The sequence below is a fragment of the Helicobacter pylori genome, assembly GCF_014496965.1.
GTDB lineage: Bacteria > Campylobacterota > Campylobacteria > Campylobacterales > Helicobacteraceae > Helicobacter > Helicobacter pylori_CZ.
Genome location: NZ_JACTCR010000014.1, coordinates 33563 through 48435 on the forward strand (window position 1 = coordinate 33563; position 14873 = coordinate 48435).

Sequence of the window (14873 nt, forward strand, 5' to 3'; positions counted from 1 at the left end):
AAGGAGTGGCATTTTGTTTAAAAGAATGGTTTTAATCGCTCTTTTAGGGGTGTTTTCAAGCGTTTCATTAAGCGCTAAGAGTCTTTTAAGAGATGATGGGATTTTAGTCTCTGATTTAAAGGGCATGAAATCAGAACTATCTGATGCTCCTGCTTGGGTTTTTGAAGACCCTAAAGTCCCCTACGAAGAAATGGGCGTGGCGTATATCCCTGTTAATAATAAATATTTAGGGATTGAGCAAGCGACTTTAAACGCTAAATTGAGCTTGATCGTGGTTTTTCATGAAATCATGTTGAAGTATAAAAAACGCTTCATGGAGCAATTCCATGAGTCTGAGCAAACGGCTACGAATATCAGCTACGCTATCTATAATTACCTAGCGACTAAGATCCGGGTATCTGACACTTACACGAATTTAAAATCTGAGGTGGCTGTGGTGAAAATCAAGCTAGAGGGTTGCCAGATTGAGCAAATCAAAAGGTATTTAAAAGCGAGCGTTGAAAACCTTAACGATAATGAAATCGCCTACATCGCTAAGGTCGCTCAAAAAGAATTCGGTAGCGTTTGCGCGTTAAGGTAGTTTTATAGCATTCTAGCGAGCATGTTTAGGGCATGCTCTACGCTTTTATTTTGAATACTCTCTCTGTCCCCTTCAAAAAAACAACGATCAATGAAAGCTTGAGATCCTAATCTTTGCGCGCCAATATAAATCGTGCCTACAGGATTAGCCTTACTCCCCCCATTAGGGCCAGCCACCCCGCTAATCGCCAGCGCTAGATCCACTTTAAAATTTAAAAACACGCCTAATAGCATTTCTTTCACGCATTCTTCGCTATAAACTCCAAAGACTTTTAAAGTCGTGGCATTGACTTTCAACAATTCGTGCTTGACCTCTTCACTATAACACACAACACCTCCCATAAAAACCGCTGAAGCCCCGCTAATGGAAGTGAATGCATGCGATAATAACCCCCCAGAGCAGCTTTCAGCCACCGCAATTTTTAAATCTAAAGATTTCAAGCGCTCTATCACAGCGTTTGCGCTTTTTTTGTTATCGTCTAATTCCACAATGTTAGAATTAAAAAGCGTTTGAAGATAAATTCTCGCTTGTTCTGTGTTTTCGCCTTTTAATTCAATGCCATCTTCTTTGACTTGAGCGGTAACATTTAATCGTTTCAATTCCTTTTCAATCAAAATAAAACCGCTCTCATTATCCATATTCAAAAATTTAAATTTCATCTTTAACCTTTTAAAACCCTAAATTCAGTGTGCGCCACAATTCTTCCACTTCTTCTGTTTCTAAATCAATCGTGCTTTGAGTGCGGAAAAAAGCCTGGATTTTTTCTAAATCCAAGCTTTTAGCTTTCAAACAAGAGGGGTGCGCTAAAATAAACCCTTGCGCTAAAGCGACAGAACGCTCTAATTTTGCATCGCATAAAAAACAAGAATTGTAACTTTGCAAGCGCCCTTCAAAATTCAAAAGGACTGCATACATTTCTAAAATCACTCTTAAGGGGTGCTGTTTGGAGAGTTTGCTAGCCCCATCATCTAAAGTGTCAAAATAGATGCTATCCAAAGAATGCACGCCCTCTAAATGCTTGAACAAAAGAGCGCAAAAGCGTTGCCAAAAAAACAAGCACTCCATTTCTCTTTCCCAAATATAGCCTAAATGCAAAATATTCCTTAATTTGGGTAAAAATTTATCATCGTTTTCTTCTTCAAAATCAATTTTACGCCCCACATTCAGCACGCTGTGGCGTTTGCCATAGAAACGATAGAGGGTTTTGAGCTGGTTTTTGGTTAAAACACGCACGATCAAATCTTCATCTCTTATGCTTTGTGTTTGTAAAAGAAACCCTTGCATTGCTACTCTTAAACTAATTTGGTTTATTATAAGCAAAACTTGGATACAATCCTAACAAAACTGCAAAATTAAGGAAAGACATGGGATTTGCAGATTTCTTTAAAAATTTTAAGATCAATAAATTGCGGACAACACCAAGTAAGGAAGAACAGCCAAGCCATTGGGTGAAATGCCCTAAATGTTATGCGTTAATGTATTATAAAGAAGTGTTTGGCAAATACAGCGTGTGCTTGAAATGCCATTACCATTTCCGCATGAACGCGACTGAAAGGATTGAATTTTTGTGCGATGTGGGAAGTTTTGAAGAGTTTGACAAACACTTACGGCCTAATGATCCTTTAAATTTCGTGGATAAAGAGAGCTATAAACAACGCATTAAAAAATACGAAAAAAGGACTAACCGCCCAAGCTCAGTGATCAGCGGTGAGGCTAAAATCAACCGCATGCCTTTGCAGATTGTGGTGTTTGATTTCAGCTTTATGGGGGGGAGTTTAGGCTCTGTGGAAGGCGAAAAGATCGTAAGAGCGATCAATCGTGCGGTCACTAAAAAAGAAGCGTTGTTGATCGTTTCAGCGAGTGGGGGGGCTAGGATGCAAGAATCCACTTATTCGCTCATGCAAATGGCTAAAACGAGCGCGGCTTTGAACCGATTGAGTGAGGCCAAACTCCCTTTCATTTCGCTCTTAAGCGATCCCACTTATGGGGGCGTTAGCGCGTCTTTTGCTTTTTTAGGGGATTTGATTATCGCAGAGCCTGGGGCGATGATAGGTTTTGCAGGGCCTAGGGTGATTAAACAAACTATAGGGGCGGATTTGCCTGAGGGCTTTCAAACGGCGGAATTTTTATTAGAGCATGGCTTGATTGATATGATTGTGCACAGGAAGGATTTGAAAAAGACTTTGAGCGATCTCATCGCTATGATGACGCATAAGACTTCAAAGATTTTTTAAAGTTTTAAGATTGATGCGTTGCGTAGTGTATTCTATCGCTAAAAATTCGCCCCTAGAGTTAGTGAAAAGCTATCAAAAGCAATGCAAGCGATTTGATTGCGAGCTGGAATTAGTGGATTTATTCCCTAAAAATACCGCCAACGCTCAAAAAGTTTCTAAAGAACTCGCTCAAAAAAGCTACTCTCTAGCCTTTGAGCCGTATTTAAGCCCTAAGGCAAAAAATATTGCCTTACACCCTAAAGCTCAAAGGGGCGACAGCTTTGCGTTTAGTAAAATGTTAGAAAATCATCTTAATATTAATTTTTTTATCGCTGGAGCGTATGGGTTTGAAGAAAATTTTTTAAAGGATTGTCAAGCTTGGAGTTTGAGCGAGATGACTTTTAGCCATGAAGTGGCTAAAATTGTCTTGTGCGAGCAAATTTATAGGGCTTTGAGCATTATTTTTAAGCATCCATACCATAAATAGGAGGTGCGCATGCGTTTTTATATTATTTTTACATTTTTGTTTATTGTGGGTTTTGGCGTGTTTGTTTATAGCATTGATCCGCAAGCTTACGCCTTTAATTTAGGGAGCTATAGCTTTAACCTCCCCATTGCCGTATGGCTTATGGGCGTTTTGGGCATGTTCGCTTTTTTTTCATGGGTTTTTTTATTCAAGCACAATCTCAGCCATAAAATCCGCTTATACCATGAAAAAAAGGATTTTGACAAATTGCTCAAACAAATCCTATCCCAAGACACTCAAAAGACTTTTTTAAAAACGAAGTTTAAAAGCGATCTCGCTAAAAACCTCTCTCAAATCTTAGCCCGCTATGATTTAAAGGCTGATTTAAACACGCCAAATAGCGGGTGCGAAAAAGTGGATAACCTTTTTAAACATTACCACAATATAGAAAATAACACCCTTGAGCCTAAAGATCACGCTAAGCATTCGTTAGCTTATGAGCATGCTTATTTTTCTAAACGCTTGAAGGCTTTCATTCATAACGATTTGAAAAACGCCTTTGAAGTTTTAACAAACGCGCAAATCCCTTTGGAATTACGCCGCTACGCTTTTATAGAAATCGCCCAAAAAGGCAGCAAAAAAGAGGTTTTGAAGGCTTTGAATGCGATGCAAGAGAACTTGGATAAAGAGTGCGTGAAAGCTTTTTTAAAAGCCTTTTTTGAAAAATCTTTAAACACAGACACTTTAAAAATTTCAGAGCTTTGCAAAAAGGTGGGTTATGATAAAGACGATTATTTAAAGCTCGCGCAAAAAGCGCAAAAATTTCTTGTTCCCGATCAATGGTTCCAGTTTTTTGAGATTTTAAGCCAAGAAGACGATAAGGCGCAAAAAGCCTTTTTATTCGTGTTGTTAGAATTAGAAATGAATGATCTCGCTAAGGAGCATCTAGCGGTTTTATCTTTTGAAGAATACATGCTTTTAAACGCCTACATGGATTTGAAACAAGAGCATAAAAAAGCTTATAAATTAGAGGCGTTTTTGTAGGGGGGTTTGTTTTGTTTCATGTTTTTAGGGCAGATAAAAATAGATGGTTACAAAAAATCAATCACCAAGGAATGGGCTAATTGGATCGCTTTTAGCACCAAATGATAAGAGGAAAGAGATTAATCCTTTAAAAAGAAACAATTAAAGCCAAAAATACGCTATAACCCACCATAAAAGGTTTTAGTAACCCATTTTGATGAAAACAGAACCTTTTTAAGTTTATAAATTTTCTATGGATTTTATCCATGTTTTGAAAATACTTTGCTTAATCAACACGATGAAAAGAGTTCTAAGAAGATTTAAAAAATGACTAAAGGAACAAATTTGTGTCTTTTAAAAGATGATATTTTAAAAGACAAAAGGGTATTAAAGAATACCCCAAATAACGCTTTAAAAACGCACCACCATAGTCGCCATGTATGAGCCTGATTGGAAGTTGCTAGGAGCGCCTTCAGGCAATTTGATATGGACATATTTTTGACAACCATTGATCGCTTTTTCATAATTTTTAGCGAAAGAATGGTGGTGGCGGTTTTCCAAAGGTCCTTTCATGTGTTTGCTCATCAACGCAGAGTGCTTTAACTTAACAAACAAAAGCAAGTTTTCACCGAACAACGATTTCATCGTGAAAGCGAACGCTCGTTTATAGAATGTCCGTTTGTCAATATCAATCCCAATAATCCCACTTCCAGCCGAATAGACCAAAGGTTTTGAATACAATTTCAGATCATCGCCATTCAAAACGCTTAACAAAATCCCTAAACTTATTAGTGTCCTAACCCCATTTTCTTTCCTTAGATATAACATTACCCGTATGTTTAACAGATAAAGAAATTTAACTTAAAACACCTTAATGGTTGATTAAAAAATTAAAAAAAATGTATTTTTTTAAAAAGCGTTACTCTTTAGGGATTTGTGAAGATTTTTATAATTGATGGTTATTTTTGAATAACTTTTTTTAATTGATTGATAATGAAATAAGACTCTTTTTTAGTCCAATATGGATCGCTCAAACCTTATTTTAATTTTAAAAAATGGGATTTTTAAGCTTTGTTTAAGAATATTCAAGTTTTTAGATTTTCACCATAAAATTTTTTTAAAAGATAAAACACCCCCACAAGCAAAGCCGCACCGATTACAAACGCGAGCGAGCGCGAATGCATAAAACTTGCCACCCCTAAACTCACCGCGCTACAAAGCATCGCAATAGTCGCATAAGGGAATTGTGTGATGAAATGGCTTTGCACCGAACACCCTGCCCCCGTAGCCGATAGTATAGTCGTGTCAGAAATGGGGCTTGTGTGATCGCCATAAACCGCGCCTGAAAGGATCGCTGAGACAATCAAAATAATATCGCTTTCATTGGCCATGCCCGCTCCAATGGGAAGCATGATCGCAAACGCTCCCCAGCTTGTGCCGGTAGAAAAAGCGATAAACCCAGAGATTAAAAAAAAGATTAAAGGCATATACACGCCTCCTCCATTATTTAAAAACTCCTTGCTAATGTTAGCCAAGTAAAGCCCTGTTTGAGCGTCATCTCTAATCACAGGCCCAATAGCCCAAGCGAGCGTTAAGACTAAAATCGCCGGCCCCACACTCTTAAAGCCATCCAACATGAGTTTAAAAAAGCTCCCTTTTTCTAAAAATTGATAAGCTAAAAGATAAGTAATAATGAGCGAAAACAGCCCTCCATAAAAGAGCGAAAAACTCGCATCAGTGTTTTTTAAGATCACTGCGGTATAAAAAAGCAATGACGAAATGGATATAATCAATAATAAAATAGAAAGGGGTAACAAACTCAAGGGAGCCAGTTTTGAAGAGCTTTCTTCTTGTTCGCTATAAAAATCCTTCACGCCTATGTTTTGATGCTTTCTCATGCTAGGGAGGTTGATTTGCCATAAAATGGTGAGAAAAACCGCAATGAGCGCAAAAATCGCATAATAATTACTGCTCAAGCTTTGGACAAGCACCGAAAAACTATCCTTTAGTAAGGGCGAGTTGTCGTTATTCATGATCCCCATGATATATGCCCCCCAGCTAGAAATAGGGACCAATAAGCACACCGGCGCTGAAGTGGAGTCTATAATATAGGCCAAGCGCTCTCGTGTGGAGTTATGGGCGTCGTTTAAAGACTTTGAGATTTGCCCCACGGTTAAGGCGTTAAAATAATCATCTACAAAAATAATGATGCCTGAAAAAAAGGCGATAAATTCAGGGGTTTTAGCGTTTTTAGAGTATTTTTTGGCTTTTTTGACAAAGTTCTGCACGCTACCGGATTTTAAAATCACTTGGCTTAAGATGCCTAAAAAGATTAAAAACCCAAAAACATAGAGGTTGGAAAGATTGAAATGAAGCCCCTTTTCTGGCTCATAAGTGTAAAAAACGGAAGTGATTTTATGATAAATATATTCTACAAGTTGGGAAAGGTGCAACGAATGCATTAAAACAGCGCTCGCTAAAATGCCTGTAAATAACGAGAGCGCGACTCTTTTAGTGAAAACCACCATTAAAATAACGATAAGAGGAACAATAAGGCTTGATGCTGACAATCCCACCGAATAAAATCCTTTAAATCAATCCTTAAATTTCAATTAAAAGAGACAATCAATATTCACAAAATTCTTTGTTAAAAGAAGAGATGAATTTGCCAAAACCAATCGCTTAAAAGATTTCAATCAAGTGGCCGGGAGAGAGGGATTCGAACCCCCGGAGGTATGACCCTCAACGGTTTTCAAGACCGCCGCTTTCAACCACTCAGCCATCTCCCGCTATTTTCATAAAAGTCCCTTACAAAAGTCCCTAAATGACTACAATAAATGGAGGCGACACCCGGATTCGAACCGGGGAATCAAAGTTTTGCAGACTCATGCCTTACCACTTGGCTATGTCGCCTTAAATTTTAACACTAGCGTATTCAAAAAATAAAATCAAATCGCACTCAAAAATGGTGCCCAAAGCCGGACTTGAACCGGCACGGTATTGCTACCGAGGGATTTTAAGTCCCTTGTGTCTACCAATTCCACCACCTGGGCAAACTAAATAGAAACCATGCTCTAGAAGTTAAATCAATATGGAGCGGGAAACGGGGATCGAACCCGCGGCCCCGACCTTGGCAAGGTCGTGCTCTACCACTGAGCTATTCCCGCGCTCTTTATTCAAAAAGACGATTGTTATTGTATCTAAACTCAATAATAAAAGTCAAGGTTTTGTCCAAATTTCTAATTCTATTTTAAAAACAGATTGTGGATTTGCCCTCTTTTAGTGGCAATGAGTGTCTATAAAAATGCTCAAAAGCATTTTTTACAATAAGTCATAATAAAAGGGCTTGCAAGCGAGTGGTAGCTTTTAAAATTGATGATAACAAAGCCTAAAATTCAAATAAAACCCGTTTAAGAATTTCTAAATATGGGTAAAAAATATACAATACCTTATAATAAGATGAAAATTCATGGCGTTTTGCGCTCATTTTTTATTTCTTTTTAATTTGATTGCATAATAATAGCTGACACAACACATAATCATAGGAGTTTCAACCATGAAAGAAGTCATTCATTCAACGCTAGCCCCAAAGGCTATAGGCCCTTACTCTCAAGCTATCGCTACTAACGATCTTGTCTTTGTCTCTGGGCAATTGGGCATTGATGCGAGCACCGGCGAATTTAAAGGTGCGGATATTCATTCTCAAACCACGCAATCCATGGAAAATATCAAAGCGATTTTAAAAGAAGCAGGGTTAGGGATGGATAGCGTGGTTAAAACGACTATTTTATTGAAAAGTTTAGACGATTTTGCGGTGGTGAATGAAATTTATGGGAGCTATTTTACAGAGCCTTATCCGGCTAGAGCGACCTTTCAAGTGGCTAAACTGCCTAAAGACGCTTTAGTAGAAATTGAAGCGATAGCCATTAAGTAATTCTATTAAAGGGACTATCAGCATGAAAAAAGAAGTCGTGGTAATCGGCGGTGGGATTGTAGGGCTTTCTTGCGCGTATTCTATGCATAAGTTAGGGCATAAGGTCTGCGTGATTGAAAAAAGCGATGGCGCAAACGGCACTTCTTTTGGGAATGCCGGGCTTATTTCTGCGTTTAAAAAAGCCCCGCTCTCATGCCCTGGTGTGGTGTTAGACACCCTAAAGCTCATGCTCAAAAACCAAGCCCCTTTAAAATTCCATTTTGGGCTTAATTTAAAGCTCTATCAATGGATTTTAAAGTTTATGACAAGCGCGAACGCCAAATCCACGCACCGCACCATGGCGTTATTTGAACGCTACGGGTGGCTGAGTATTGATGCGTATCATCAAATGCTAAAAGACGGCATGGATTTTTGGTATAAAGAAGATGGGCTTTTAATGATCTACACTTTAGAAGAAAGTTTTGAAAAAAAGCTTAAAACTTGCGATAACAGCGGTGCTTATAAGATTTTAAATGTGAAAGAAACCAAAGAATACATGCCTATCGCTAATGACAATATCTGCGGGAGCGTGCTTTTGACCGAAAACGCGCATGTGGATCCGGGCGAAGTGGTGCGCTCTTTGCAAGAATATTTACAAAACGCAGGCGTGGAGTTTCTTTATAATGAAGAAGTGGTTGATTTTGAGTTTAAAAACAACCTTATTGATGGCGTTATCACGCATAAGGAAAAAATCCAAGCAGAAACAATCATTCTAGCCACCGGGGCTAACCCCACTCTCATTAAAAAAACCAAAAATGATTTTTTAATGATGGGGGCTAAAGGCTATAGCATCACCTTTAAAATGCCTGAAGAATTGAAGCCCAAAACCTCCTCCTTGTTTGCGGATATTTTCATGGCGATGACCCCACGAAGAGACACTGTAAGGATCACTTCTAAATTAGAATTAAACACCAACAACGCTCTCATTGACAAAGAGCAAATCGCTAACATGAAAAAGAATTTAGCCGCTTTCACGCAGCCTTTTGAAATGAAAGACGCCATAGAGTGGTGCGGTTTCAGGCCCTTAACCCCTAATGATATTCCTTATTTGGGCTATGACAAACGCTATAAAAACTTAATCCATGCGACAGGATTGGGGTGGCTTGGCATCACTTTTGGCCCGGCCATTGGTAAAATCATCGCCAATTTAAGCCGAGACGGAGCGAATGAAAAAAATGCCGATATTATGCTTTTTTCTGCATTTTTTAGGGATTAAGGAATTTCTTTTTTAAACCCTAGTTTATTGAGGAGTTTTTATGGAAACGATTGATTCGGTGGTGCGTTTATTATCTAATTTGGTGTGGGGGATCCCTATGCAAATTTTATTAGTAGGCACCGGCTTGTTTTTAACCTTCTATCTTAGGGGTTTGCAATTCAGTAAAATCTTTTATGCGATCAAAATCCTTTTTGACAAAGAGTCCCAATCTAAGGGCGACATTTCGCAATTTTCCGCTCTCATGCTTTCTTTAGGAGCGACTGTAGGCATTGGGAGTATCGTAGGCGTAGCGACCGCTATCAGCATCGCAGGGCCAGGAGCGGTGTTTTGGATGTGGGTTACTGGGCTTGTTGGCATGGCGACTAAGTATTCTGAGGGGATTTTAGCGGTGAAATACAGGGAAAAAGGGGCGTTTGGATACAACGGAGGGCCCATGTATTACATCAAAAACGGCCTTAACATGCCCAAACTCGCCATGGCGTTTGCGATTTTTACGATTATTGCGAGCATTGGCACCGGTAACATGACGCAATCCAATGCGGTTTCTTCCATTTTGAGCGAACAAGCGAACTTGCCTAATTGGGTTTCAGGCTTATTGCTCACCCTTTTAACCGCTGTTATTGTCATAGGGGGGATCAAATCCATTGGTAAATTCACTTCTTACTTAGCTCCTGTCATGGTGCTTTTATATTTAATTGCTATCATTTATATTATTGTTAGCCATTTTGATTTAGCCGTTCAAGCGATCAAACTCATTTTTGAAGAAGCCTTTAACCCTAAACCCGTTGTGGGCGGAGCGAGCGGCGCGTTGGTAGCGACAATGATAAAAACGGGCGTGGCTAGGGGGTTGTATTCTAATGAAGCGGGGTTAGGGAGCTCAGCCATTATTGCCGCAAGCGCTCAAACACACCACCCGGTGCGCCAAGCCCTAGTGTCCATGCTCCAAACTTTTATCGTAACTTTAGTGGTGTGTTCGGCGACAGCGAGCGTGATTTTAATGGCGCCAGAATACAACACCTTGCTCCCTAATGGGGAGAAATTGAGCGCTAATTTACTCACTCTAAAAAGCACGGAGTATTTTCTAGGCTCACTAGGGACGGTGGTGATTTTTACAACCATGATCTTTTTTGCCTATTCTACGATCATTGGTTGGGCTTATTATGGGGAAAAATGCGCTGAATACGCCTTTGGTGAAAAAAAAGTGAAATATTACCGCTTGATCTTTTTAGCGAGCGTGATGGTGGGGGCTATGGCTAAAATTGATTTTGTGTGGAATTTAGCGGATCTTTCTAACGGGCTTATGGCTATCCCTAATTTGATCGCTTTAATCTTATTGCATAAAGTGGTTTATTCTGAAACTCGTTGGTATTTTAGCAAGCATTCTAATAAGTAAGACAGCATGTTAAAAAGGGCGAGTTTTGTAGAAGTGAACACCCATTCCTTAAGGCATAATTTTCATGCAGTCAAAAATATTGTCCCTAAAGACGCTTGTGTCATGGCGGTTGTCAAGGCGAACGCTTATGGAGCAGGGGCATTAAAAGCGAGCGAAATTTTTTTACAAGAAGGGGCTAATTATTTAGGGGTAGCGACCTTAGATGAAGCTTTAGAATTGCGCTCTCATTTTTCTAAAACCCCCATTTTGATCTTAGGCTATAGCCCTAATACTAACGCTTCCATGCTGATTGATAACGATTTGAGCGCTATGGTTTTTAGCCTTGAGCAAGCGGAGGTTTTTTCTCAAATGGCTTTAAAGTCTCAAAAACGCTTAAAAATTCATCTCAAAATTGATACCGGTATGCACCGCTTGGGTTTAGAGCCTAATTTTAAAAGCATAGAAACCATTAAAAAAATCCGCGCTTTAAAGGGCTTGGAAATAGAGGGGATATTCACGCATTTAAGCAACGCTGATGCTAACATTAAAACCCATGCTAAAAACCAGATGAAAGCCTTTAACGCTTTTTTAGAACAGCTTTTGGATCAAAAAATAGAGTTCCAATACCGCCATGCCTATAATTCCGCCGGCATCCTTTCTTTGTGTAACGGGAATGAAAATCGTTTGTTAAACCTTTATCGCCCAGGCATCATGCTCTATGGTTTTTACCCTTCTAATAAAATGAAAGAGTTGTCTCAAACGATATTAAAAAATGTTATCAGTTTGAAAGCGCGAATCGTTCAAATCAAACGAGTCAAAAAAGGCGAATTGATTGGCTACGGCGAGCATTTTTACACCAATGAAGAGACTTTAGTGGGCGTTTTAGCTCTAGGGTATGCGGATGGGTTGGTGCGCGCTTTGGGCAATCGCATTCAAGTAGCGATCAATAACCAATTAGCCCCCCTTATTGGTAAGGTGTGCATGGATCAGTGCTTTGTCAAACTCAATAATATTGAAGCCAAAGAGGGCGATGAGGTCATTTTGTTTGGGGATAAAAGCGCTAAAGCTAATGACGCAAGCGAAATCGCCACGCTTTTAAACACCATTCCTTATGAAGTCATTAGCACTTTGTCCAAACGCTTGGAGCGCGTTTATGTGTGAAATAAAATCATGTAAAATTTTTATTTTGTGTTAGAATGCTTGAAAAAATTAGGATTGATTAAAAAATGAAAAAAATTTCATGCTTATTGTTCGTAATAAGCCTTTTTGGGGGTTTTTTGAACGCTTCTAGCTTGTATGAAAAGCTTGTCAATAAAGAGACTATCAGCGTTGGCACAGAAGGCATTTACCCCCCTTTCACTTACCATGATAAAGAGGGCAAGCTCACCGGCTATGATGTGGAAGTGGCTAGGGAGTTGGCTAAAGAGCTTGGCGTGAAGATCAAATTCCACGAAACTTCATGGGATATTATGCTTACAGGCTTGAAATCAGGGCGTTTTGACATGGTCGCTAATCAAGTGAGTTTGACGACTAAAAAACGCCAAGCGGCTTTTGACAAAAGCTTGCCTTATAGCTATTCAGGCACCATCATGCTGGTCAGGAAAGATGAAAACCGCATTAAAGACATTAAAGATATTAAAGGCTTGAGAGCGGCTAACACTTTAAGCTCCACTTATGGGGAAATCGCTTTTAAATACGACGCTCAAATCGTTTCGGTGGATTCTATGGCGCAAGCCTTGTTGTTAGTGGCGCAAAAACGAGCCGATTTGACCTTAAATAGTTCTTTAGCGATCTTAAACTACTTAAACACCCACAAAAACAACCCCTTTAAAATCGCATGGGAGTCCAAAGAAAAAGACGGGGGCGCTTCCTTTGTCATTAACAAGCACCAAGAAAAAGCCTTAGAGCTTATCAACCAAGCGATGCAAAGATTGATCAATAAAGGGGTTTTAAAACGCTTAGGCGAACAATTTTTTGGAAAAGATGTCAGCCAGCCCTAATCTGTCTTTGTTTTTTGAAACTTTAGATTTGAGCAAGGAGCGTTTGGAATTATTATTAGAGGCTTTCTACCCAATGCTAAAAGCCGCTTTTTGCATTTCTTTGCCTTTAGCGATCATTTCTTTTATTTTAGGATTATTGATTGCTATTGTGGTAGCGCTCATTAAAATCGCGCCCCCTAAACATTTCATGCATAAGGCTTTATTAGCGGGCGTGAATTTCTATGTTTCGCTCATTAGAGGCACGCCTTTATTGGTCCAAATCGTAGTCGTGTTTTATGGTTTGCCCGCTCTTGGGGTTTATATGGATCCAATCCCGGCAGGCATTATTGCGTTTTCTTTTAATGTGGGGGCATACGCTTCAGAGACTTTAAGGGCGAGCTTTCTTTCTGTCCCTAAAGATCAATGGGATTCAAGCTTGAGTTTGGGCTTGAACTACTTGCAAACCTTTTGGCATGTCATCTTTTTTCAAGCGCTCAAAGTCGCTACGCCAAGCCTGAGTAACACTTTCATCAGCCTTTTTAAAGAAACTTCTTTGGCTTCTGTGGTAACTATCGCAGAGGTTTTTAGGATCGCGCAGCAAAAAGCGAACGCTAGCTATGATTTTTTGCCTATTTACTTGGAAGCCGCTTTGATTTACTGGCTTTTTTGCTTGGTTTTAGAAGTGATCCAAAAGCGCGTGGAAAAAATCTTAAATTAGGTTGGCTCATTCTAATATTTGATTATAATACAGCCTAAATAAAATACAAAATAAGGAGATTCTCATGAGTATGTTTTTGGATAATAGCATTAAAAATGTGGTAGATGAATTGAATGAGTGTTATTTTTTGCCTGACATTCAGCGTGAATATGTGTGGCTCAAAAAAGCCGATGAAAAAAAGATAGAGCAACTTTTTGACTCCATTCTTAGGGGCTATCCTATCAGCTCTTTTTTATTTTGGAAATTACAAAAAGAGGATATAGCCAAGAGCGATGAACAAGATAGCGATAAACTCAATTTCCAACTCTATCAATTCATTACAAACTACGATGAGCGAAAGCCCCACAATGAAAAAATCCGTATTGAACAAATCAAGCGTGATGATTTGTATATTGTCTTAGATGGCCAACAGCGTTTAACCTCGCTTTATATCGGGCTTAAAGGCAACGCTTAAGAAAAAGGGGGCTAAAAACGATAACCCTAACGCTTACGAAGAGAAGCGTTGGTATTTGAACTTGAAGCACCAGCCAAACATGGACAACCCAGAAGACAATTACCGATTTGAATTTCATGCAAAAACGCCTGAAAACGATAAAGAGCATTTTTGGTTTAAGGTGGGGGATATTTTGGAGTTGAAAAATGTTTGGAATTATGCGCAAGAACATGATTTAAAAGATAATAAATTGGAATTACTAGAAACACTAAACAAAGCTTTTCACGACAAACAACTCATCTCATTTTTTGAAGAAACAGAAAAAAATCTTAATAAAGTTTTAAATATTTTTATCCGTGTCAATAGTGGTGGGGTCAAGTTAAGCTATTCTGATTTATTGATGTCTATTTTGACAGCAAGTTTTTCAAGCGATATTAGAGAAAGAATGTCAATATATTAGAAGAGCAAGGTTTTATTGAAGTCATTAAAGGAAAACAAAGATACTTGTATGTGTATCTTAAAGATTACAGAGAATTAGAGGGCTATAACTACATAGGAGCTAATCAAAAGAACAATATCCCATCGCCTTTTTTCTTACAGATTATGAGTTTCTTAGAAAAGTTTGCCAAAGAAATTAAGAGAGTAAAAATTAACAACAAAGAATGTGTTATGCATATTCCTAGCCAAGAGCTTATGCAAAGAGTTAATAATGTTGTTTTAAAATTCACGCCTATTTCTAATCCTAATACCACTTACACTTTATCCTACAAGGATTTAAAACCACCCAAGCAGAAATCCCAAATATCTTTAGTGTTTGGGATGAATGCTTTAGTTCCGCTAGGAACTATATAAAAACCTTAAGTGAAACTAACCTTGATTTTCTATATACGCCTTGATAGT

Annotated in this window: 14 protein-coding genes, 4 tRNA genes and 2 pseudogenes; 12 read left to right on the forward strand and 8 right to left on the reverse strand. The window is 38.8% G+C overall.

Annotated features, from left to right (window positions below):
- Nucleotides 1-13: 13 nt before the first annotated feature.
- On the forward strand, nucleotides 14-580 hold the full coding sequence (locus H7O61_RS05785; RefSeq protein WP_000476720.1) for a hypothetical protein: 567 nt from the start codon (nucleotides 14-16) through the stop codon (nucleotides 578-580).
- A 2-nt stretch (nucleotides 581-582) separates the two neighbouring features.
- On the opposite strand, the gene H7O61_RS05790 is transcribed toward H7O61_RS05785, so the two are convergent.
- Both H7O61_RS05790 and recO read right to left on the reverse strand, forming a co-directional pair.
- On the reverse strand, nucleotides 583-1239 hold the full coding sequence (locus tag H7O61_RS05790) for a CinA family protein (protein ID WP_187875426.1): 657 nt from the start codon (nucleotides 1237-1239) through the stop codon (nucleotides 583-585).
- A 10-nt stretch (nucleotides 1240-1249) separates the two neighbouring features.
- Complete coding sequence (gene recO / locus H7O61_RS05795) at nucleotides 1250-1864, reverse strand: recombination protein RecO (protein ID WP_187875427.1); 615 nt, start codon at nucleotides 1862-1864, stop codon at nucleotides 1250-1252.
- An 80-nt stretch (nucleotides 1865-1944) separates the two neighbouring features.
- Between recO and accD the strand changes: the two genes are divergently transcribed.
- Genes accD through H7O61_RS05810 form a run of 3 tightly spaced genes read left to right on the forward strand, consistent with a single transcriptional unit; the run spans nucleotide 1945 to nucleotide 4303 of the window.
- Nucleotides 1945-2814 (forward strand): acetyl-CoA carboxylase, carboxyltransferase subunit beta, encoded by an 870-nt coding sequence (accD, locus tag H7O61_RS05800; protein WP_079295440.1) that lies wholly within the window; start codon nucleotides 1945-1947, stop codon nucleotides 2812-2814.
- A 13-nt stretch (nucleotides 2815-2827) separates the two neighbouring features.
- Nucleotides 2828-3280, forward strand: coding sequence for a 23S rRNA (pseudouridine(1915)-N(3))-methyltransferase RlmH (gene rlmH, locus H7O61_RS05805; protein WP_079343615.1), 453 nt, complete (start codon nucleotides 2828-2830; stop codon nucleotides 3278-3280).
- Between the two features lie 9 nt (nucleotides 3281-3289).
- Complete coding sequence (locus H7O61_RS05810; protein WP_108268919.1) at nucleotides 3290-4303, forward strand: LapA family protein; 1014 nt, start codon at nucleotides 3290-3292, stop codon at nucleotides 4301-4303.
- 390 nt (nucleotides 4304-4693) lie between these two features.
- Here H7O61_RS05810 and H7O61_RS05815 read toward each other — a convergent pair whose 3' ends face one another.
- The 6 genes from H7O61_RS05815 to H7O61_RS05840 all read right to left on the reverse strand — a co-directional run bounded on the left by H7O61_RS05815 (nucleotide 4694) and on the right by H7O61_RS05840 (nucleotide 7449).
- Nucleotides 4694-5056 (reverse strand): hypothetical protein, encoded by a 363-nt coding sequence (locus tag H7O61_RS05815; protein WP_187875432.1) that lies wholly within the window; start codon nucleotides 5054-5056, stop codon nucleotides 4694-4696.
- A gap of 311 nt (nucleotides 5057-5367) precedes the next feature.
- Nucleotides 5368-6858 (reverse strand): Na+/H+ antiporter NhaC family protein, encoded by a 1491-nt coding sequence (locus H7O61_RS05820; RefSeq protein WP_187875428.1) that lies wholly within the window; start codon nucleotides 6856-6858, stop codon nucleotides 5368-5370.
- A gap of 125 nt (nucleotides 6859-6983) precedes the next feature.
- Nucleotides 6984-7071: transfer RNA gene (locus H7O61_RS05825), tRNA-Ser, on the reverse strand.
- A gap of 49 nt (nucleotides 7072-7120) precedes the next feature.
- Nucleotides 7121-7195, reverse strand: a tRNA-Cys gene (locus H7O61_RS05830).
- Between the two features lie 53 nt (nucleotides 7196-7248).
- Nucleotides 7249-7335: transfer RNA gene (locus tag H7O61_RS05835), tRNA-Leu, on the reverse strand.
- A gap of 39 nt (nucleotides 7336-7374) precedes the next feature.
- Nucleotides 7375-7449: transfer RNA gene (locus H7O61_RS05840), tRNA-Gly, on the reverse strand.
- A gap of 389 nt (nucleotides 7450-7838) precedes the next feature.
- Between H7O61_RS05840 and H7O61_RS05845 the strand changes: the two genes are divergently transcribed.
- From H7O61_RS05845 to H7O61_RS05880, 8 genes and pseudogenes are all read left to right on the forward strand, one after another.
- Complete coding sequence (locus tag H7O61_RS05845) at nucleotides 7839-8216, forward strand: RidA family protein (protein WP_000665788.1); 378 nt, start codon at nucleotides 7839-7841, stop codon at nucleotides 8214-8216.
- 22 nt (nucleotides 8217-8238) lie between these two features.
- On the forward strand, nucleotides 8239-9471 hold the full coding sequence (locus H7O61_RS05850) for an NAD(P)/FAD-dependent oxidoreductase (protein ID WP_187875429.1): 1233 nt from the start codon (nucleotides 8239-8241) through the stop codon (nucleotides 9469-9471).
- A gap of 40 nt (nucleotides 9472-9511) precedes the next feature.
- Complete coding sequence (locus tag H7O61_RS05855; protein ID WP_000447634.1) at nucleotides 9512-10864, forward strand: alanine/glycine:cation symporter family protein; 1353 nt, start codon at nucleotides 9512-9514, stop codon at nucleotides 10862-10864.
- 6 nt (nucleotides 10865-10870) lie between these two features.
- On the forward strand, nucleotides 10871-12004 hold the full coding sequence (gene alr, locus H7O61_RS05860) for an alanine racemase (RefSeq protein ID WP_187875430.1): 1134 nt from the start codon (nucleotides 10871-10873) through the stop codon (nucleotides 12002-12004).
- A 65-nt stretch (nucleotides 12005-12069) separates the two neighbouring features.
- Nucleotides 12070-12843, forward strand: coding sequence for an amino acid ABC transporter substrate-binding protein (locus H7O61_RS05865; RefSeq protein ID WP_187875431.1), 774 nt, complete (start codon nucleotides 12070-12072; stop codon nucleotides 12841-12843).
- Complete coding sequence (locus H7O61_RS05870; RefSeq protein ID WP_165538929.1) at nucleotides 12827-13540, forward strand: amino acid ABC transporter permease; 714 nt, start codon at nucleotides 12827-12829, stop codon at nucleotides 13538-13540. Before H7O61_RS05865 ends, H7O61_RS05870 begins: the two co-directional genes overlap by 17 nt.
- Nucleotides 13541-13604: 64 nt before the next feature.
- A pseudogene (locus tag H7O61_RS08145) lies at nucleotides 13605-14424 on the forward strand (DUF262 domain-containing protein); the annotation flags it as partial.
- A pseudogene (locus tag H7O61_RS05880) lies at nucleotides 14412-14750 on the forward strand (integrase); the annotation flags it as partial. The pseudogenes H7O61_RS08145 and H7O61_RS05880, both read left to right, overlap by 13 nt.
- Nucleotides 14751-14873: the final 123 nt, after the last annotated feature.

What these genes read in the sequence shown, in the direction of transcription:
- H7O61_RS05790 (WP_187875426.1), bottom strand. Translation starts at nt 1,239, where the DNA reads ATGAAATTTAAATTTTTGAATATGGATAATGAGAGCGGTTTTATTTTG.
- recO (WP_187875427.1), bottom strand. Translation starts at nt 1,864, where the DNA reads ATGCAAGGGTTTCTTTTACAAACACAAAGCATAAGAGATGAAGATTTG.
- accD (WP_079295440.1), top strand. Translation starts at nt 1,945, where the DNA reads ATGGGATTTGCAGATTTCTTTAAAAATTTTAAGATCAATAAATTGCGG.
- rlmH (WP_079343615.1), top strand. Translation starts at nt 2,828, where the DNA reads ATGCGTTGCGTAGTGTATTCTATCGCTAAAAATTCGCCCCTAGAGTTA.
- H7O61_RS05810 (WP_108268919.1), top strand. Translation starts at nt 3,290, where the DNA reads ATGCGTTTTTATATTATTTTTACATTTTTGTTTATTGTGGGTTTTGGC.
- H7O61_RS05845 (WP_000665788.1), top strand. Translation starts at nt 7,839, where the DNA reads ATGAAAGAAGTCATTCATTCAACGCTAGCCCCAAAGGCTATAGGCCCT.
- H7O61_RS05850 (WP_187875429.1), top strand. Translation starts at nt 8,239, where the DNA reads ATGAAAAAAGAAGTCGTGGTAATCGGCGGTGGGATTGTAGGGCTTTCT.
- H7O61_RS05855 (WP_000447634.1), top strand. Translation starts at nt 9,512, where the DNA reads ATGGAAACGATTGATTCGGTGGTGCGTTTATTATCTAATTTGGTGTGG.
- alr (WP_187875430.1), top strand. Translation starts at nt 10,871, where the DNA reads ATGTTAAAAAGGGCGAGTTTTGTAGAAGTGAACACCCATTCCTTAAGG.
- H7O61_RS05865 (WP_187875431.1), top strand. Translation starts at nt 12,070, where the DNA reads ATGAAAAAAATTTCATGCTTATTGTTCGTAATAAGCCTTTTTGGGGGT.
- H7O61_RS05870 (WP_165538929.1), top strand. Translation starts at nt 12,827, where the DNA reads ATGTCAGCCAGCCCTAATCTGTCTTTGTTTTTTGAAACTTTAGATTTG.